Origin of the sequence: Frateuria hangzhouensis, assembly GCF_026410505.1 — a bacterium.
Classification (GTDB): domain Bacteria; phylum Pseudomonadota; class Gammaproteobacteria; order Xanthomonadales; family Rhodanobacteraceae; genus Frateuria_A; species Frateuria_A hangzhouensis.
Map to the genome: position 1 here is coordinate 160,560 of NZ_JAPMIU010000001.1, position 19,746 is coordinate 180,305.

General features: G+C 69.2%; 10 protein-coding genes. 6 read left to right on the forward strand and 4 right to left on the reverse strand.

The window, feature by feature from the left end:
* Positions 1-63 precede the first annotated feature (63 nt).
* From OSC30_RS00695 to OSC30_RS00705, 3 genes are all read left to right on the forward strand, one after another.
* On the forward strand, positions 64-1,584 hold the full coding sequence (locus OSC30_RS00695) for a tryptophan halogenase family protein (protein WP_267169912.1): 1,521 nt from the start codon (positions 64-66) through the stop codon (positions 1,582-1,584).
* Positions 1,585-1,589: 5 nt separating this feature from the next.
* Positions 1,590-3,149, forward strand: coding sequence for an alpha-amylase family glycosyl hydrolase (locus OSC30_RS00700; RefSeq protein WP_267169913.1), 1,560 nt, complete (start codon positions 1,590-1,592; stop codon positions 3,147-3,149).
* Between the two features lie 293 nt (positions 3,150-3,442).
* Positions 3,443-5,779 carry a glycoside hydrolase family 31 protein gene (locus OSC30_RS00705; RefSeq protein ID WP_267169914.1) on the forward strand — a complete coding sequence of 779 codons (2,337 nt, stop codon included), beginning with the start codon at positions 3,443-3,445 and terminating at the stop codon, positions 5,777-5,779.
* A gap of 121 nt (positions 5,780-5,900) precedes the next feature.
* Here the strand turns inward: OSC30_RS00705 and OSC30_RS00710 are convergent, their stop codons facing one another.
* Positions 5,901-7,490, reverse strand: coding sequence for a tryptophan halogenase family protein (locus OSC30_RS00710; protein WP_267169915.1), 1,590 nt, complete (start codon positions 7,488-7,490; stop codon positions 5,901-5,903).
* A gap of 167 nt (positions 7,491-7,657) precedes the next feature.
* Here OSC30_RS00710 and OSC30_RS00715 point away from each other — a divergent pair, with 167 nt between their 5' ends.
* On the forward strand, positions 7,658-10,060 hold the full coding sequence (locus tag OSC30_RS00715) for a TonB-dependent receptor (RefSeq protein WP_267169916.1): 2,403 nt from the start codon (positions 7,658-7,660) through the stop codon (positions 10,058-10,060).
* Positions 10,061-10,442: 382 nt separating this feature from the next.
* Here OSC30_RS00715 and OSC30_RS00720 read toward each other — a convergent pair whose 3' ends face one another.
* From OSC30_RS00720 to OSC30_RS00730, 3 genes are all read right to left on the reverse strand, one after another.
* Complete coding sequence (locus tag OSC30_RS00720; protein WP_267169917.1) at positions 10,443-11,846, reverse strand: sugar porter family MFS transporter; 1,404 nt, start codon at positions 11,844-11,846, stop codon at positions 10,443-10,445.
* Entirely contained in the window at positions 11,843-14,335 is a 2,493-nt protein-coding gene (locus OSC30_RS00725; RefSeq protein ID WP_267169918.1) for a glycoside hydrolase family 3 protein, read from the reverse strand. Before OSC30_RS00725 ends, OSC30_RS00720 begins: the two co-directional genes overlap by 4 nt.
* A gap of 384 nt (positions 14,336-14,719) precedes the next feature.
* Positions 14,720-15,733 (reverse strand): LacI family DNA-binding transcriptional regulator, encoded by a 1,014-nt coding sequence (locus OSC30_RS00730; RefSeq protein ID WP_267169919.1) that lies wholly within the window; start codon positions 15,731-15,733, stop codon positions 14,720-14,722.
* A gap of 297 nt (positions 15,734-16,030) precedes the next feature.
* On the opposite strand from OSC30_RS00730, the gene OSC30_RS00735 reads away from it, so the two are divergent.
* The gene (locus tag OSC30_RS00735; RefSeq protein WP_425474721.1) at positions 16,031-18,190 is read left to right on the forward strand and encodes an alpha-L-rhamnosidase-related protein; all 2,160 of its coding nucleotides are present in this window, start codon (positions 16,031-16,033) and stop codon (positions 18,188-18,190) included.
* Positions 18,187-19,680, forward strand: coding sequence for an MFS transporter (locus OSC30_RS00740; RefSeq protein WP_267169920.1), 1,494 nt, complete (start codon positions 18,187-18,189; stop codon positions 19,678-19,680). Before OSC30_RS00735 ends, OSC30_RS00740 begins: the two co-directional genes overlap by 4 nt.
* The last annotated feature ends 66 nt before the right edge of the window (positions 19,681-19,746 follow it).

Sequence of the window (19,746 nt, forward strand, 5' to 3'; positions counted from 1 at the left end):
TTTCGGCCGGTCGCGCAACCCGCTGTCCGGGATCCGCGACGAGCACGGTAGTCCAGCATGCCCATGAACCAGGCACCCATCCGGCAAATCGTGATCATTGGTGGCGGCACCGCGGGCTGGATGGCGGCGGCGCTGCTGTCCCGGGCGCTGGGTGACACGGCAAAGATCCAGCTGATCGAATCCGACGAGATCGGCACGGTTGGCGTGGGCGAGTCGACCATTCCTTCGATCCGGCTCATCAACAGCTTTCTTGGGCTGGACGAGAACGAACTGCTGCGCGCCGTGCAGGGTACGGTCAAGCTCGGCATCCAGTTCAACGACTGGCATCGCCTCGGCGATTCCTACCTGCATGCCTTCGGCGACATCGGCCTGGCGCTGGGGCTGTTGCCGTTCCACCATTACTGGTTGCGCAGCCGCCACCAGGATCCGGCGGCGCCCGACCTGTGGGCCTATTCCCTGAACGCGCAGGCGATCGCTGCACACCGCTTTGCGCCGATGGAGCGCGTCGGCGGCACCGCACTCGACGGCCTGCGCTACGCCTACCACCTGGACGCCGGCCTGTACGCCCGCCACCTGCGCAAGCACGCCGCCGCCGGCGTCGAGCGCACGGAAGGCAAGGTGGTGAAGGTCAACCTGCGCGCGCACGATGGCTTTGTCGAGTCGGTGCAGTTGGAAAGCGGCCAGGTCGTCGCCGGCGAGCTGTTCATCGACTGCTCGGGCTTTCGCGGCCTGCTGATCGAAGGCGCGCTCGAGACCGGCTACGAGGACTGGCGCCACTGGCTGCCGTGCGATCGCGCGATGGTCGCACCGAGCACGCGCGTCGAGCCGCTGCGTCCGTTCACCCAAGCCAACGCGCGGCCCGCGGGTTGGCAGTGGCGCATTCCGCTGCAGCACCGCAGCGGCAACGGCCATGTCTACTGCAGCCGGTTCATGAGCGACGACGAGGCGGCCAACCTGCTGCTGCAGCACATCGAGGGCGACGTGCTCGAGCAGCCGCGCCTGCTGCGTTTCACCGGCGGCATGCGCAAGCGCACCTGGAACCGCAACTGCGTGGCGCTCGGCCTGGCCGCGGGGTTCATGGAGCCGCTGGAATCGACCAGCATCCATCTGGTCCAGTCCGGCGTGAACCGGCTGCTCGGCCTGTTTCCCGATGGCAACTTCGATCCCGCGCTCACCGACGAATACAACCGCCAGACGCGTTTCGAGTACGAGCGCATCCGCGACTTCCTGATCCTGCACTACCGCGCCACCGAACGCCGCGACACGCCCTTCTGGCGGCATTGCGCGGAGCTGCCCGTGCCCGAACCGCTGCAGCGCAAGCTCGATCTGTTCCAGGCCGGCGGGCGCATCGTGCGCGACGCGGACGAGTTGTTCGCCGAAAACGCCTGGCTGCAGGTGATGCTCGGCCAGGGCATGGTGCCCGCCGGCCATCACCCGTTGGCCGACGCCCTGCCGCAGGCGCAGCTGGATGAATTCCTGTCGCACATCCGCACCCTGCTCGATCGCGCCGTCGGCGGCATGCCCGGGCATGCCCAGTTCATCGCCCGGCACTGCGCCGCGTCCGGCACGGTGGCGGCCGCCTGATGCGGATGCGTGGGCAAGCGCTGCTGGCCTTGGTGCTGTTTGCCGTACTGGTGCCGGTCGCCGGCGCCACTGCGTACTACCGCGCGCCGGAGGAGCGTGCCTACGCGCAGGCACCCGACCCGCCCCGTTCCGGCGTCTGGTACGAGATCTTCGTGCGCGCGTGGTACGACACCGACGGCGACGGCATCGGCGACCTCAACGGCGTCACCGCCAAGCTCGACTACCTGAAGTCGCTGGGCGTCGACGGCATCTGGCTGATGCCGATCAACCCCTCGCCCAGCTACCACGGCTACGACGTCACCGACTACCGCGCGATCAATCCGCAATACGGCACGCTGGCGGACTTCCAGCGATTGCTGGCCGCGGCGCACGCGCGCGATATCCGCGTGATCATGGACCTGGTGGTCAACCACACCAGCGACCGCCACCCGTGGTTCCGCGCTGCACGCGATTCGGGCGATCCGCACCACGCCTGGTACGGCTGGGCCGGCGCCGGCACCGACCTGCACGCGGCCAGCGCCACCGGCGGCCCGGCCTGGCATGCACTGGGCAAGCAGCACTACTTGGGCATCTTCAGCGGCGACATGCCGGACCTGGACTTCGATACGCCTGCCGTGCGCAAGGCAGTGACCGATATCGGCCGCTACTGGCTGGCGCAGGGCGTGGACGGCTTTCGCCTCGATGCCGCCCGGCACGTCTACGAGGACTTCGCCGCCAGCGCCGATGATCCGGCCCGGCAGCGGCGCAACCTCGCCTGGTGGGGCGCGTTCCATGACGCGATGAGCGCCGTGCGCCCGGACGTTTACCTGATCGGCGAAGTGACCCGCGACGAGCCGGGCCAACTGGCACCCTGGTTCGGCCCGCTCGACGCGGTATTCGATTTTCCGCTCGCCACACAACTGGTGCTGAGCGCGCGCAACGAACGCAACGACGGCCTCGGCGAACTGCTCCGGCGCATCGCCGCAGCGGTTCCCGCCGGCCAGGACGCGCCCTTCCTGTCCAACCACGACCAGGAGCGGGTGATGAGCCAGCTCGGCGGCGACGCTTCGCACATGCGCACGGCCGCGGCGATGCTGCTCACCCTGCCCGGCCGGCCGTTCATCTATTACGGCGAGGAACTGGGCATGCGCGGGCGCAAACCCGATCCCGACCTGCGCGAACCGATGCGCTGGCACCGCGATCCGCATGGTCCGGGCGAGAGCCGCTGGAAGCGGTTCAGCGCCGGCGACGGCCCCGAGGTTTCGGTGGAAGCCCAGCAGGACGACGGGCATTCGCTGCTCGCCTGGTATCGCATGCTGATCGGCTGGCGCCGCGAATTGCCCGTGCTGCGTGACGGCGCCCTCAGCGTGCCTGCCGTGGCCAACCCCCGGCTGGCCGTCTGGGAACTGGCCGACGCCGGCAACGACGTGCTGGTCGTGCACAACCTTTCGCACGAGCCGCAAAGATTGAAGCTGGCGGGTGTGCTGGCGCGTTTCGGCCACATCCGGCTGACCAGCCAGCCCGAAGCCCGCATCGCCGCCGGCGAACTGCAGTTGCCCGCCTACGCTGCGGCGATTCTCCAGTGAAATGTCGCCGAGCATTTCCTGTAAGAGCGCACCTGGGCGCGACCGCCATGCCGCACGGTCGCGCCCAGGTGCGCTCCTACAAAAGCACCCTCGGGCCCATTGCCGCCACATCGTGCACCGCACCATCGGAAAACCGCGCCATGTCACAGATGAATACGTATGCAGACGGGTGTTGCGACGCTCGCCATGGCCCCTACTATGGGCCCGGCTCCCGTCGCCTGCACGCGCTCTTCACAAAGCTCAAGCACGCGTCAATGGGGCCGATCACGTTGTTTGTCGTCGGAGTATTGCTGGTGTCCCCTTCTTCCGCTGCTGCATCGCTTTCCCAGGCCCGGGCGCACGCTGCGCTGGCCCGTCCCACTTCCCTCACGCCGGCCGCGCCCGGGTTCGACATCCTGCTCGGCGCCGACACGGTGCGCGTGGAGCTGACCGCACCCGGCACGCTGCACGTGCAGTTCCGCAAGGCCGGCCACGCCTCGGCGCCGACCATCGTGATCGATCCGGCGCTGCAGGCCCCGGCCTATCCCGACGCAGAGATTTCCCAGGACGCCGCCGGCGCACGGCTGCACTCGGCGCAGCTGGACGCGCTGTGGGACAAGCAACATGGCGTGCTGTCGATCGGCGTGCCCGGCCAGCATCCGCTGCTGCGCCAGTTCGCCCTGCCCTCGCTGGGCCAGGGCCGGCTGAGCTTGATCCACACCAAGGGCGAGCCGATGTACGGCATCGGCGGTTTCGATGCCACCGATCCGGCCACCGCCGGTCTGCTGCGCGACGGTTACCGGCCCATCACCGCCGGTGAACAGGGCCACGCGGGCGCGCCGTTCGTGTGGACGACCGCCGGCTACGGCGTGCTGGTCGACGGCGTCGGCGGCCAGATCGCGCTGGGCGACACGCGCCTGGATGCGCGCATGTTCGACGGCGGCCTGGACTACTACGTGTTCCTCGGCGATCCGCACGCCATCTTCGCCGCGCTGGCGCAGGTCAGCGGCCGCAGCCCGCTGTTTCCCAAATGGGCGATGGGCTTTACCAACAGCCAGTGGGGCATCGACGAGAAAGAGCTGTTGGACATCGTCCACGGCTACCGCGAGCGGCACATCCCGCTGGACAACTTCACCCTCGACTTCGACTGGAAGGCCTGGGGCGAGGACGACTACGGCGAGTTCCGCTGGAACGAGCACAAGTTCCCCGACGGTGACAGCGGCAAGCTCAAGGCCCTGCTCGACGCCCAGGGCGTGCACCTGACCGGCATCATGAAGCCGCGCATCCACGTTGATACCGTCGAGGGCCGCGAGGCGACCGAGCGCGGCTACTGGCTGGCGCAGAGCGATCCCGCACCGGATTATTTCTCCGGCAAGACCGTGCGCGAGCTCGACTTCGCCGACCCGGCCGCGCGCGCCTGGTTCTTCAACAAGGCGCTGAAGCATTCCTTCGAGACCGGCATGGTCGGCTGGTGGAACGACGAGGCCGACGATGTCGCCATCGACCTGCAGCACATGGACATGCAGCGCGCGCTCTATGACGGCCAACGCGCCATCTCCGACCTGCGCGTGTGGTCGCTCAACCGCAATTTCTACCTGGGCGCGCAGCGCTACGCCTACGGCCTCTGGTCCGGCGACATCCATACCGGTTTCGCTTCCATGGCCGGGCAGCGCCAGCGCATGCTCAGCGCCATCAACGTGGGCGCGATGCAGTGGGGCATGGACGGCGGCGGCTTCAAGGCCGGCACGCCGACACCGGAAAACTACGCGCGCTGGATCCAGTTCGGTGCGTTCACGCCGGTGTTCCGCGTGCATGGCGAGCTGAACCAGAAGCGCCAGCCGTGGGTCTATGGCCCGATTGCCGAGAAGGCCGCCGGCGACGCGATCCGCCTGCGCCAGTCGCTGATCCCCTACATCTACAGCTACGAACACCAGCGCCGCGCCACCGGCATGGGCCTGGTGCGCCCGCTGCTGTTCGACTGGCCGAATGACCCCAGGGTCCGCAACGACGTCGACGCCTGGTTGTTCGGCGACAGCCTGCTGGTGGCACCGGTGGTCGATGAGGGCCAGACGATCAAGCCGGTCTACCTGCCCGCCGGCGAGTGGATCGATTGGTTCAGCGGCAGGCACTACGCCGGCGGCCAGACCATCCATCACCAGGCTGACGCGGAGCACTGGAGCGACATCCCGCTGTACGTCCGCGAGGGCGCGATCATCCCGATGGCGCCGCCGATGGACTACGTGGGCCAGCGTCCGCTGACCGAATTGCAGGTGGAACTGTTCCCCGCCGCGGGCGGCAGCCAGTTCGACTACTACGACGACGACGGCACGACCTACGGCTACGAACAGGGTGCATATTTCCTGCAGTCGATGCGGATGCAGGCGCACGGCGGCACCGTCAGCTTCGCTATCGCCGCGCCGCAGGGCAGCTTCCGCCCGGCGCTCGAATCCTGGTTGCTGAAGTTCCACGGCCAGCCGGCCGAAGCGGTGCGCAGCAACGGCCGCACGCTGGAAGCCTTCGCCAGCGTCGATGCCCTGCGTGCTTCGCAGGACGATGGCTGGGCCGTCGGTGAGGACCGCTTCGGCCCGGTGACCTGGGTGCGGGTTGCCGCCGGCACGGCGCAGTCGATCGCCCTGGACGTTCGCCCGTAGGTTCGACTCTCCTGCCCGCCGGTGGGACCTGACGCCAGCATGGGGAAGGCCTGAACCGCACTCTGGATACCTCCCCCGTTTGCAGGTTGGGGGATCCGCGGTGCGGGCCCACGAGGACGACCTACGCGTCCGCCACCGCCCGATCCATTCCCTGCCCGCTCCGTGCGGCATGTTCCCGGCACATCTGCTCGACCAACGCACGATGGTCCGGCAGGTCGCCCAGCGCCATCGTGGCCGCCTGGCGGATCATCGCGAACTCGCGCTGCGCCGCGGCCAGGTGCGGATAGGCGCTGCGCATCGCGTCCAGGTCGGTCTTGAACTCCATGCCGTAGAGGACGTACTGCCAACTGCCGGGCATGAACATCTCCAGGTCGGTGACGAAATCCAGCCGGTGCGGCGGGCGATGGCGCCACAGCGCCAGGCGGTCGCGCAGGGTCGATGGGATGCTTGCCGCATCGGTGTTGTCGATCCAGAACCCGTGGTCACGGCGTCGGGTCAGGCAGTAGTGCATCTTGATGAAGTCGATGATGCGCTCGTAGCGCGCCACGATCATGGCGTTGTAGTGGCGGGCGGCGCGGTCCATCTCGTCCAGCTCGACCGGCAGCAGGTGGGTGATCAGGTAGGCGCCCAGTTCTACCAGCGCGATGCCCGTCGACTCCAGCGGCTCGACGAAGCCGCCGGCGAGGCCGACCGCCACGCAGTTGCCGCGCCAGTGCTCGGGCCGATAGCCGGTCTCGAAGCCGATGTGCAGCGCCTCGAGCGCTTCGGCCTGCCGGCCCACGTAGCCGCGCACCACTTCTTCGGCCCGCGTGGCGTCACTGTGTCGCGAGGAGTAAACGTAGCCGATCCCGCGCCGCTGCTGCAGGCCGATGTCCCAGATCCAGCCGGCCTCCTGCGCGGTGGCGCGGGTGAACGGCAGGATCGGCGTGTCCGGGCGCGGATAAGGCACCTGCAGCGCCACGGCGCGGTCGGCGAACAGCACGTCGCGCCGGCTGTGGAACGGCGAGTGCAGCGCGCCGCCGATCAGGTGCCCGCGCAGGCCGGTGCAGTCGATGTAGAGATCGGCCGACAGCGCACCGAGCTCGCGGGTGACGATGCGCGCGATGTGGCCGCGCTCGTCCAGCTCGGCGCGCTCGACGGTCGCCAGGTGCCGCCTGATACCGAGCCCCTGGCCGTGCTCGGCCAGCGTGGCGGCGAAACAGGCGGCATCGAAGTGGTAGGCATGGTTGAGCGGCCCCTGGTAGTCCGGATCGCCGGCCCGTCTGGGCGCGCGGCCGTGGTCGGCCACGCACTGTTGCATGGTCACCGCGTCGGCGAAGGCCATGCCCTCGGGCGCGCCACCGAGCAGCCAGTACGGCAGCAGTTCCGGGCTGCCGCTGCGCTGGCTGGGCTGGCTGAAGGGATGGAAGAATCGGTCCGCGCCCGCCGCGCCGGGCGGCCGCACCCAGTTCACGTACTGGATGCCCTGCTTGTAGGTGGCGCTGGCGCCGACCAGGAAGCGCCGCTCGTCCAGACCGATCGCCGCCAGCGTGCCGCGGATCGACGGAAACGTGGCCTCGCCCACGCCGATCAGGGCGATGTAGGGCGATTCGACCAGTTCCACGGCGATGCCATCGGGCGCCGCGGCGTTGACGATCTTGGCCAGGTAACAGGCCGTCAGCCAGCCGGCCGTGCCACCGCCGACAACCAGGATCCTGCGCATGCGTGCCATACACTCTCCCGACGATGTTGCGTAGCAACAAGCCAAGCACGGATTTCCGCGCTAGCATCCCCTTGTCATGACAGCGCTGTCATCGTAATTGACAGCGCTGTCATGTGCAGGCTACCGCAAGTCCACGACTACTGCATGTCCACGACGATCTGGGGAGAGGGGTCACCATGAAACTACGCTACTCGGCTTTGTACGTCGCCATGGCTGCCGTGTTCGCATCCGGCGCCGTCCACGCCACCCAGGATGCCGCTCCGAAGGACGGAGCCGACGGCAAAAAGGTGACCAACCTCGACGGCGTGCAGGTCACCGCGACCAAGCGCGAGACGCCGCTGCAGAAAACCCCGGTCGCGATCAGCGTGATCAGCGCCGACGCGCTGGAGAAGGAACGGGTGATGACCGTGCAGGACATCACCCGGCTGGTACCCGGATTCCAGGCCACTTCGCAGGGCGACCACGGCGTGGTCACCCTGACCATGCGCGGCATCGGCAACGACAGCGCCAAGACCGAATATGCCGATCCGGAAGTGGCGATGTTCATCGACGGCGTGTACTCGCCGCGGCCGGAAGCGGCCGCCGGCCTGCTGCTGGACATCGAAAGCGTCGAGGTGCTGCGCGGTCCGCAAGGCACGCTGTGGGGCCGCAACTCCACCGCGGGCGTGGTCAACTTCCAGACCGGCAAGCCCGACCTGGGCGGCTTCTTCGGCAATGCCCAGTTCGACCTGGGCAACTACAACCGCGTGGGCACGCGCGCCATGGTGAATCTGCCCATCAGCAGCACGTTCGCGATGCGCGTAGCGGTGGCGCAGGAGCAGCACGACGGCTACGTCGACTACCAGAATCCGACCCGGCAATTGCCCAGCGTCGCCCAGCAGCAGGCCACCTACCTCGCCAGCGGCGGCACGCTGGACACGTTCCAGCCGATCAACGCCAGCAACTACGTCACCGGCGGCGACAAGTACAACGCCCAGGACCAGTCCGCCGCGCGCATCAGCGCGCTGTGGAAGCCCAGCGACGCGTTCACCTGGAACCTCTCCTACGAGTACTTCCGCGACCGCGGCACGCCCGGCATGAGCCTGATGCAGCAGCCGCGCGCGGGACAGGATTTCTGGTCGGCGCTGATCGACACCGCGCCCTACCTCAAGCGCGACTCCCACACGGTGCGCAGCCGGATGGATTTCAACATCGGCGACACCATGACGCTGAGCTACGTCGCCGGCTACAACCGCTTCTCCGGCAAGAGCAACTACGACCAGGACAACGGCGCGCAGGTGCCCACCAGCTTCACCACCGGCGCCGCCAACCAGGCCGACCGCACCAACTTTTCCAACTACAAGAGCTACAGCCACGAGCTGGACCTGAAGTCCGCCGGCGACAACACGGTCGACTGGATCCTCGGCGCCTACTACGCGGCCGAAGACAACAACATCCGTTTCGACATCCCGATCATGAACGGGACGCCGCAAGGCACGGTCAGCTGGCAGGGTTCGTTCATCCAGCCCAAGGAAACGGTGAAGACCACCGCATTCTTCGGCCAGGCCACCTGGAACATCACCGACCGACTGCGCCTGACCGGCGGCGCGCGCTGGTCCAAGGACAAGAAGGAAAACGAGGGCGGTCGCGGCTGGGGCTGGGCCTACGACCCGACCGTGCCGCAGGTGCCGATCTCGCCGGACGTGGAACCGGGCGACGTGGGTTTCAACGTCTCCACCGTCAACGACGCGAAATACGACAAGAGCAAGGCCACCTGGCTGGCGCGGCTGGACGCCGACGTGGGCACGCACGGCCTCGTGTATGCCAGCGTCTCAACGGGCTACAAGTCCGGCGGCACGCAGGACGCCGGCACGCTTTACGAGCCCGAAACGCTGACCAACTACGAGGTCGGCTCCAAGTTCAGCTTCCTCGACGGCCACCTGACCTGGAACAGCGCGATCTACTACGAGCGCTTCAAGAACTTCCAGCTCGCCGCGCCGATCACCTACCCCGACGGCAACCGCGGCCTGGGATTCTCCAACGTCAAGGGCGTCACCAAGGTGTGGGGCTTCGAGACCGAGCTGGCGCTGTCCGGCCAGGACGACCGGTTCAACCTGGTGTTCTCGGCGATCCCGAAGAAGGAACTGGGCACGCTGCTCTACGCCGGCAGCAACGACTACCAGGGCCTGCCCGCCTGCGACCCGGTCTCGGGCATCAGCAACTGCGTCGACGTCACCGGCAACGACCTCCCGCATGCGCCCAACGCCTCGCTCACCGTCATCTACGAGCACGACTTCCGCCTCGGCAACGGCGGTCGCCTGACCCCGCGCATCTCGGCCCAATACCAGAGTGCGCAGTGGCTGAGCACGTTCAACCTGGGCGACGGCGACAAGCAGGATGCCTATGGCCGCGGCGACATCTCGCTGCGCTACACCGAGCCGCAGGACCGCTGGTGGGTCTCGGCCTACGTGCAGAACGTCACCGACGGCAAGGTGCGCACCAGCGCGGGCCGTTTCGCCCTGCCCGACGGCAGCTTCATCTACACCTCGCAGTACCTGCCGCCGCGCACCTACGGCGTCAGCGTGGGCGTCTGGTTCTAGCCGCCGTCGCCGCATCGCTCCCCCGGGCGGCGGAAATCTCCCCTTCCGGCCGCCACTGGATGCCCCGGTAACGGGGCATCCTTTTTTTAATGGCGCAGGCGCGCGGGGTGGGCTTCAGCCCACCATCGGCCGTGCGGAAAGGTGGGCCGAAGCCCACCCTACGGTGTCGGCGGGTGACGGTATGCGAGCGACATCGCCATCGAAAGAGACCCGGCAACGGCGCGCTCTTTTCAAGCAGCCCGATGCGTAGGGTGGCGGTATGCGCGCGGCATCGCTATCGAAGGAGGCCCCGGCAACGGCGCGCTTTTTTCAAGCAGCGCGATGCGTAGGGTGGGCTTCAGCCCACCATCGGCCGTGCGGGAAAGGTGGGCTGAAGCCCACCCTACGGCCTGCGGCAGCGGCCGATATCACGCAACCGGTGGCCGGCCATCAGCTTGCGTTCGATCTGCTCCAGCGTGACGCCGCGGGTTTCGGGCACCCACAGCGCGGTGACCAGGATGAACGCGAGATTGAGCCCGGCGTAGAGCCAGAACGTGGCGGCGTGGCCGATGCCGTTGAGCAGCGACAGGAAGGTGGCGCCCACCAGCATGTTCGCCGTCCAGTTGACGAAGGTGGAACAGGCGATGCCGAAGTCGCGACCGCGCAGGGGCTGCACTTCCGAACAGAGCGTCCACACGAGCGGCCCGGCCGAAGTCGCGAAGCCGACGATGAACACCAGCAGCATGGCCACGGTGAACCACTGCGCGGCAGGCGTATCCGTGCCCAGGTACATCATGCTGCCGACCGCGCCCAGGCTCACCGCCATGACCGCGAAGCCGGCATACAGGATCGGCTTGCGCCCGAGCCGGTCGACCAGCGCGATGGCGATGAAGGTGGCCAGCAGGTTGGTCAGGCCCACGATCGCGGTGGTCCACATCTGCGCGCTGGTGCCGAAGCCCACCCCCGCGAAGATGCGCGGCGCGTAGTACATGATCACGTTGATGCCGGTCAGCTGCTGCATCACCTGCAGCGCCACGCCCAACGCCACCGAGCGGCGGAAATTGCGGTTGCGGCGGAACAGGTTCCAGCCGTGCTGCGGCGCCTCGAGCTGCGCCTGGATGCCGGCCATCTCGCGCGCGACCACCGCGTCGTCGCCACGCAGCCGCGAGAGTATCGTGGCCGCCTCTTCGCGGCGCCCGCGCAGCAGCAGCCAGCGCGGGCTCTCCGGCAGCACCAGCATGCCCAGCAGGAACAGCGCGCCGGGAATCGCGATGATGCCGAGCATCCAGCGCCAGGCGCCGGTGTAGCTGAAGGCCAGGTCGGACAGGAAGGCGACGAAGATGCCGAGGGTGATCATCAGCTGGTAGGTGCCGATCATCGCGCCGCGGATGTGCTCCGGCGCCACTTCGGCCAGGTACATCGGCGCGGTGAACGTGGCCACGCCGATGGCCAGGCCCAGCGCCAGCCGCGCGCCGACCAGCGCGGCCGGCGACCAGGCCAGGCCGCACAGCAGCGAACCGGCCACGAACAACGCGGCGCTCAGCACCAGCGAGCGTTTGCGGCCCAGCGCCGCCGACAGCCAGCCGGCACCGGCCGCGCCCAGCGCCGCGCCCAGCATCATGGCGCTGACGATCCACTCGATGGTGCGGTCGTCGATGGCGAATTCGGCCTGGACGAAGGCGGTGGCACCGGAGATCACGCCGATGTCCAGCCCGAACATCAGTCCGGCCAGTGCGGCCAGCGCGCAGGTCAGCAGGGTGGTCGCACGTGCGCGGGCGGCGGCGGGCGCAAGGGCGATCGCGTTCATGGCGTGGTCTCCGGGCCGTCGCAGGTGAGCGTCTGGTCCGCCACCGTGCCGAGCGAGACTTCGGTGATGTCGATCCGCTCACCGGGGTGGCCGGTCCACACGAACGGGCGGTCCAGCCGCGCCATGTCGGCGCCGGCATCGCGGAAGCATTTCAGCGGGACGCCCACGCGCAGCCACTGGTCGTGCGGCAGCGCCGACAACTGCTCGCCCACCGGCACGTCCGCACCGCAGCGCTCGCCACAGGTGACGCCGATCGCCGCGCCCTGCGGCGGCAACGCGTCGATGCGCAGCGTGGTCACCAGCAACACGTCGCCGTTGGTCTGGCGTTCCAGGTCCAGCGGCCCGGGCGCGACCAGCGCCGCGCGCGCGCTGCCGTGGCCGGCCCAGTCGAGCCGGCGCGCGTCTTCCTGCGCCCGGCGGTCGAACGCGCTGACGCGCAGGCTGCCGTCGGCGGTGGCGGCCGGCGTGGCGGTGACGTCCGCGGCCGCGCCGTCGGCGCCGGTCAGGCGCAGCGTGAAACCGTGGGCTGGCTTGCCATGGCTGAAATAGATGCCGGCGCGGGCGCGGCTCAGGTCCACGCCGGCGACCTCGGGCAGCGGGGCGGATACGTCGTGGTCGGCGTAGGTCAGGCCGAAGCCGTACGGGTACTGCGGCGCCTCGCCACGCGCAGCGGCGGCCACGGGAATCCGCGCCGCCGTGCGTGGCCAGGCGTAGGCCAGCTTGCCGTGGAAGTCGTGGGCGATACGCCCGTCCGCGGTGCGCAGCAGTACGTCGGCGACGCCCTCCCCTTCACTGCCCGGCAGCCAGGCCACCACGAAGGCGTCGGACGCATTGATCTCCCGGTTCATCCATAGCGGCCGGCCGGTGAGGAACACCGCCACCACCGGCACGCCCTGCCCGCGCAGGCGGCGCAGCAGTTCCAGGTCGTGGTCGTCGCCGGGGCGGTAGGCCAGGTTGGGCAGGTCGCCCTGGAACTCGGCGTAGGGATCCTCGCCGAACACCACGATGGCGACGTCCGGCTTGTGTTCGTAGTGGCCGTCGACCGCCAGCTCGGCGCTGCCGCCGGCGGCCTGCACCTGCTGGCGGATGCCCTGCCAGATCGAGGTGGCGCCGGGGAAATCGGCGTTGGTCAGGCCCGTGCCCTGCCAGGTCAGCGTCCAGCCGCCGTTCTGTTTGGAAATGTCGTCGGCGCCGTCGCCGGTGACCAGCACGCGCTTGAGCGGATCGATCGGCAGCACGCCGCCCTGGTTCTTCAGCAGCACCAGCGATTCGCGCACCGCGCGACGCGCCAGTTCGCGGTGCGCGGGGTTGCCGATCACCGTGGCCGAGCGCGCCACCAGCGGATTGGCCGAGGGTGGGCCGGCCTCGAACATGCCCAGCCGCAGCTTCACCCGCAGGATGCGGCGGACGGCGTCGTCCACGCGGGCCATCGGGATTACCCCCGCCTTCACCTCGGCCAAGGTGTTGACGTACAGACCCTTCCAGGAATCGGGCGCCTCCAGCATGTCCAGCCCGGCGTTGTAGGCCACCGGGCAGTCCTCGTTGGTGCAGCCGGGCACCTGGCCGTGCGCGTTCCAGTCGCCGAGCACGATGCCGTCGAAGCCCATGCGCCCCTTCAGCACGTCGATGACCAGGCCCTTGTTGCCGGCCATCTTGACGCCGTTCCAGCTGGAGAAGGAAATCATCACCACCTGCACGCCCGCCTCGATCGCCGGCGGATAGCCGGCGGCGTGGACGTCGCGCAGCACGGTCTCGGGCACCTGCGCGTCGCCCTGGTCCTTGCCGCCCTGCGTGCCGCCGTCGCCGACGAAGTGCTTGGCGGTGGCGATCACGTGGCTGGCATCGAGGAACTGCGGCGTGCCGGGGCGGCCTTCGAGCCCCGCCACCACCGCGCCGGCGTAGCGGGCGACCAACGCCGGGTCCTGCGAATAGCCCTCGTAGGCGCGGCCCCAGCGCTCGTCCTGCGGCACCGTGAGGGTGGGCGCGAAGGTCCAGTTGATGCCGCTGGCGCGCAGTTCCAGCGCGGTGACCTTGCCGATCTCGTGGATCAGCTGCGGGTCGCGCGTGGCGCCCAGGCCCACGTTCTGCGGAAACAGCGTGCTGCCGACCAGGTTGTTGTGCCCGTGCACCGCATCGATGCCGAACAGCACCGGGATCGCCAGGCGCCCGCCGGTGGTGTCCATCGAAGCCTCGTAGAACGCGTCGGCCAGCTTCTGCCACTGCGCCGCGGTGCCGTACTGGCCGCCGTCCGGGCCGGAATTGCCACCGGCCAGGATCGAGCCAAGGCGGTAGGTGCGCACGTCCTCCGGCGTCACGTGTTTGATATCGGCCTGGATCATCTGGCCGACCTTGTCCTCCACCGACATCTTCGCCATCAGCGCGTCGATGCGGGCCTCGAGCGCGGGGTCCGGCGGCAGCGGCGAGCGCACCCGGGGCCAGATCTCGGGATGGATGGTGGCGTCGGCCGCCAGCACGGGAGCAAGGGTCATGGGCAGCACGCCAAGGAGTGGGACGGCCAGCAGGAGGCGATGCAGAAACGATGGTGGAGGCGGCGAAGGCACGGCGGGGAAGCTCCCGGGCGGGCGTGTCGTGGCACGCGTGACAAACCGCATAGTGACAGGAATGACAGCGCTGTCAATTCGCTGTGCAGCAGATTGGCTGGCGCCGGGTCAACCTGATAAAGGCCGGGCGTTGGGGGGGAGCAGCGGTGCGGCGGTCGCAGGCATGCCGGTGGCGATGACGCCGGAGTCGTTTAGGAGTGCACCTGTGCGCGCCGGTATGGCCTCGACATGGCATGGCGGTCGCGCACAAGTGCGCTCCTGCAATGGAGCCGTTGTGGCGGTCTCGCGATTGCGCGATGCGATCGACGTTGCTCAGGGCGCCGCGGCAGTCGACTCGCGGATCTGCAGCGCGAACGGAATCTGCACCAGCCGCCCGCCGCCCTGCCCGCGCAGCACGTTCAGCAGTTGCTGTGCGGCGATCTTGCCCATTTCGCGGCTGGGCTGGCGCACGGTGGTCAGCGCCGGCCACAGCTGGCACGCCAGCGGCGAATCGTCGAAGCCGCAGACGGACAGATCGTGCGGGACCTTCATGCCGTATTCGCCGGCGGCCCACATCACGCCGGTAGCCATGTCGTCGTTGGCGGCGAACACCGCCGTGGGCCGCTCCTTCAGCGCGAACAGCTCGTGCGCGGCGGCCACCCCGGAACTGAAGGTGAAGGCGCCCTGCACCACCAGTGCCGGATCTTCCCCGATACCGGCGTCAGCGATCGCCTCGCGGTAGCCGGCAAGGCGCCAGCGGCTGGCGCCGTGGTCGGCGATGCCGACCACGTGGGCGATGCGCCGGTGCCCCAACTGCAGCAGGTGCCCGACGATCGCCCGCGCCGCCTCCTGCTCGTCCATGGCTACGCCGATCGCCCCGTCGTGCTGCAGCGGCGACACGCTCGCGTAGGGCAGGTTGCGCTCCTTCAGGCGACGCAGCAGCGGTTCGTAGTCGGTGATCGGCGGGGTGAGCACCACGCCTTCCGGGTGGTGGTCGGAGATCAGCGCGTCCAGGCGGCGCACGAACTCGTCGCCGCGCATGCGCAACGGTCGCACCATCATGCTGTAGCGGTGCTCGTCGCAGGCCTCGAGCACGCCGTCCTGGATCTCGGCCAGGTAGGTCGAGGCGGGGTTGTCGTTGTTGTCGTAGAGCATCGCCACGACGAACGAGCGATTGCCGGCCAGGCTGCGCGCCGAGGGCAGCGGGCGATAGTCCATCGCCTCCATTGCCGCGCGCACGCGCTGGCGCGTGGATTCGCTGACGTTCGCCTCGTCGTTGAGCACGCGGGAAACCGTCTTGGGCGATACCCCCGCCTTACGCGCCACATCTTCAAGGCGGACCCGCATGGAAGCTCCCGCTGCCGTTGTCCAACGTCGATCGACTATGCCGCCATCGCCCCGCGCTTTACAAGGCGCGGCGCCTTCCGCGCGGGCGCATGAATACGTATGCAACCACTGGTCGCCGCCGCGCGGGGCTGCCTACCATGCCCGGAGCCTTCGGCCGCGCGGCCGCGGGCATGTTGCGACCGCAGCATGCGCAATGCGCCGGGGCGTGACATAACAGCCGCATCCTGGGGATCCCAAGCCTATGACCCGCGTCCCTTCCCGTCCGGCCCGCCCGTGCTGAGCCTGCTGCTCGTGGCGATGGCCGCCACCACCCCGCCCGCCTGGCACGACGGCCTGCGCTGGCACGGCACCGACGTCGCCATGCAGCGCGGCGCGCAGGGCAGCTACACCCTGGCGTGGCCCACCGGGCAGCGCACGATCACGGCGCAGCCGTTGCGCAGCGACACCGCCAGCGCCCTGTTCGACGGGCTCTTTGCGATGGCGCAGGACGACCTTGCGCAGGACTCGGTCGAACAGATCCGCGACGGCGCGTTTGCCCACGGCCAGCCCATCCCCTGCCACTGTTTCGAGACCGGCCTGAAGTGGCCCTACGTGTGGACGCGCGACCTGTCCTACGCGGTCGACCTGGGCCTGTGGCGATTGGATCCGGCGCGTTCGCGCAACGGGCTCCAGTTCAAGCTTTCGGACACGCGCATGGCCGGCGTGCCGCCGGGCCCGTACCCGATGGAGGACACCGGTTCGGGCGGCAGCTGGCCGGTCAGCACCGACCGCGTGGTGTGGTTCCTAGCCGCGCGCCACCTGCTCGACGACAAGGCGTTCGCCGGCCGGGTCTACGCGGCGCTGCGCGCCACCCTGGCGCAGGACCGGCAATACGCCTTTGACGCGGACTTCGGGCTGTACCGCGGCGAGACCTCGTTCCTGGACTGGCGCGAGCAGACCTACCCGGCCTGGACCGCGCAGCGGGTGACCTTCATCGCGCAGTCCTTCGCGCTGTCGACCAACGTGCTGCATTACCAGGTGCTGCAACTGGCCGCGCAGCTGGCCGACGAGCGCCGCGACACCGATGCCGCGGACGGCTACCGCGCCGGAGCGCAGGCTTTGAAGGCGGCGATCAACGCCCGCTTCTGGCGTGCCGACCGCGGCCTGTACATGAGCTACCTCGGCGGCGACGGCGCGCCGTTCGACACTTACGACCTGCTCGGCACCGCGCTGGCGATCGAGAGCGGCGTGGCCGAGGGCGAGCGCGCCCGCCAGGCGCTGGCCAACTACCCCACCTGGCCGGCCGGCAGCCCGGTGATCTGGCCGGAGCGCTCCGACCAGCCGGTCTATCACAACCGCGCGATCTGGCCGTTCGTCAGCGCCTATGCGCTGCGCGCCGCGCGCACGACCCGCCTGCCGGCGCACATCGCGCACGAGATCGCATCGGTGATGCGCGGCGCCGCGCTGCACGGTTCGAACATGGAAAACTACGAGCTGCTCACCCAGGCCGAGCACGTCGACGAAGGCCCGCTCAGCGGGCCGGTGGTCAACTCGCCGCGCCAGTTGTGGTCGGTGGCCGGCTACCTGGCGATGGTGACCGAAGGCGTGTTCGGGCTTACCGGCGACGGCCGCGTCGAGCCGCTGCTGCCCACGTCGCTGGTGCCGATGCTGTTCGGCGAGCGGCACGCGATCTCGTTGCAGCTGAAGGATCGCCGCGTCACGCTGGAACGTCCCGCGACGATCGAGGGCAACCTGCTCGTCGCCGACCGCACGACCACGCAGGGCGCGACCACCACGGTGACGCTCAAGGCCGTGCAGGTCGCCGATCCGCCGTTGCGCATGGATGCCCCGCTGTACGCGCCAGTCGCCCCGCCGGCGCCGCGCGTGGAGGCTTCCGGCGACGGCTGGCGGATCGAGGTGGACAGCCGCCAGCGGCTCTACATCGACGGTCGGCTGCACGGCGACATCGACGGCACCGCGCAGTTGCCGCGCCAGCCCGGCCGGGTCTGCCTTACCACCACGCGCGTCGGTGCCGCCGGACTCGAATCGCTGCATTCGCCCACCGCTTGCGTGGGCGACCTGGCCAGGGTTTCCGGCGACTGGCCGCGCGCCTGGACGGCGCCGGCCACCGGCAGCTATCGCGTGGCGCTCGACTACGCCAACGGCCACGGCCCGATCAACACCGGCATCACCGCGGCGGTGAAGACGCTGGTGGTCCGTTGCGAGGGGGCGGCCGACCAGCGCCTGCCGCTGGTGATGCCGCACAGCACCGGCGTGCAGTCTTCCACCTGGGGCCGCCTCGACGCCCGCGCCGGCGCCCGCTGCCGCTTCAGCCTGGAGGACGGCTTCAACATGAGCTATCTGGCGCACTTCGCGCAGTACACCGGTGGCAGCGGCGGCAGCGCCGGGCCGTTGAACGAAGCGACACTGCATGATCTGCTGATCGCCCCGCTCGCCACCGGCCACGGCGCCCCATGAAGGACGAACGTCCCGCGATCAGCAAGCCGGCGCTGTCGTTCTGGCAGATCTGGAACATGTGCTTCGGCTTCCTCGGCCTGCAGTTCGGCTTCGCCCTGCAGAACGCCAACGTCAGCCGCATCTTCCAGACGCTGGGCGCCGACGTGAACGACATCCCTGCGCTGTGGATCGCCGCGCCGCTGACCGGGCTGATCGTGCAGCCGATCATCGGCCATTTCTCCGATCGCACCTGGAACCGGCTGGGGCGGCGGCGGCCGTACTTCCTGATCGGTGCGGTGTTCGCTTCGCTGGCGCTGCTGTGGATGCCCAATGCGCCGGCGCTGTGGATCGCGGCCGGGTTGCTGTGGATCCTGGACGCTTCGATCAATGTGTCGATGGAGCCCTTCCGCGCCTTCGTCGGCGACCAGTTGCCGACGCAGCAACGCCCGGCCGGCTACGCGATGCAGAGCTTCTTCATCGGCGTGGGCGCGGTGATCGCCTCGATGCTGCCGTGGGCGCTGGCGCACCTGGGCGTGGCCAACGTGGCGCCGGACGGCGGTATCCCCGACACGGTCCGTTACGCCTTCTACGCCGGCGGCGCGGTGCTGCTGGGCGCGGTGCTGTGGACGATCCTGAGCACGCGCGAATACCCGCCCGAGCAGTTGCGCGCGTTCGCCGACAACGTGGCACCGGACACGCGCACGGACACCTCGCGCGCCTGGCGGCCGGGCCTGGTGCTGTTGCTGGTCGGCGTCGGGGTGCTCTACGCGATCGGCCACTTCGCGCTGGAAAAGGAAGTCTACCTGCTGGGCGGCGGGCTGATCGTCGCAGGCCTGCTGTTCGTGTGGCTGAGCGCCACCCGCAGCGACGGCATGCTGCGTGAGGTGATGGGCGATCTCTACGGCATGCCGGTGTCGATGCGGCGGCTGGCGTGGGTGCAGCTGTTCTCCTGGTTCGCGCTGTTCGCCATGTGGATCTACACCACCGCCGGCGTCACCCAGACCATCTACGGCACCACCGACGTCGGTTCGGCGCTCTACAACGAGGGTGCCAACTGGGTCGGCCTGTTGTTTGCCGCGTACAACGGCTTCGCCGCGCTGGCCGCCGTGGTGATCCCGCTGATGGTGCGCCGCCTCGGCCTGCGCATCAGCCATCTGGTCAACCTGTGCCTGGGCGGCGCGGGGCTGCTCTCGTTCCTGCTGATCCGCGACCCGCGCTGGCTGCTGGCCTCGATGGTGGGCGTGGGATTCGCCTGGGCCTCGATCCTGTCGCTGCCCTACGCGCTGCTGTCGGACCATCTGCCGGCAGCGAAGATGGGCGTGTACATGGGCATCTTCAACTTCTTCATCGTGATCCCGCAGCTGCTCGCCGCCAGCGTGCTGGGGCTGCTGCTGCGCCTGTGCTTCGGCAACCAGCCGATCTGGGCGCTGGCGCTGGGCGGCGCCTGCCTGCTGGTGGCCGGGCTGTTCACGCTGCGCGTGCACGAGCCCGCCCCGGCCGCCGCGGCGTAGGAAGCGGCCGGTCCCCGCGCCGTCATCCCGCAGAACTGCGAAACACGGCCGGCGGGGCCGGCTCTC

Coding starts and splice junctions, on each gene's coding strand:
- OSC30_RS00695 (WP_267169912.1), top strand. CDS start 64: ATGAACCAGGCACCCATCCGGCAAATCGTGATCATTGGTGGCGGCACC.
- OSC30_RS00700 (WP_267169913.1), top strand. CDS start 1,590: ATGCGTGGGCAAGCGCTGCTGGCCTTGGTGCTGTTTGCCGTACTGGTG.
- OSC30_RS00710 (WP_267169915.1), bottom strand. CDS start 7,490: ATGGCACGCATGCGCAGGATCCTGGTTGTCGGCGGTGGCACGGCCGGC.
- OSC30_RS00715 (WP_267169916.1), top strand. CDS start 7,658: ATGAAACTACGCTACTCGGCTTTGTACGTCGCCATGGCTGCCGTGTTC.
- OSC30_RS00720 (WP_267169917.1), bottom strand. CDS start 11,846: ATGAACGCGATCGCCCTTGCGCCCGCCGCCGCCCGCGCACGTGCGACC.
- OSC30_RS00725 (WP_267169918.1), bottom strand. CDS start 14,335: ATGACCCTTGCTCCCGTGCTGGCGGCCGACGCCACCATCCATCCCGAG.
- OSC30_RS00730 (WP_267169919.1), bottom strand. CDS start 15,733: ATGCGGGTCCGCCTTGAAGATGTGGCGCGTAAGGCGGGGGTATCGCCC.
- OSC30_RS00735 (WP_425474721.1), top strand. CDS start 16,031: ATGGCCGCCACCACCCCGCCCGCCTGGCACGACGGCCTGCGCTGGCAC.
- OSC30_RS00740 (WP_267169920.1), top strand. CDS start 18,187: ATGAAGGACGAACGTCCCGCGATCAGCAAGCCGGCGCTGTCGTTCTGG.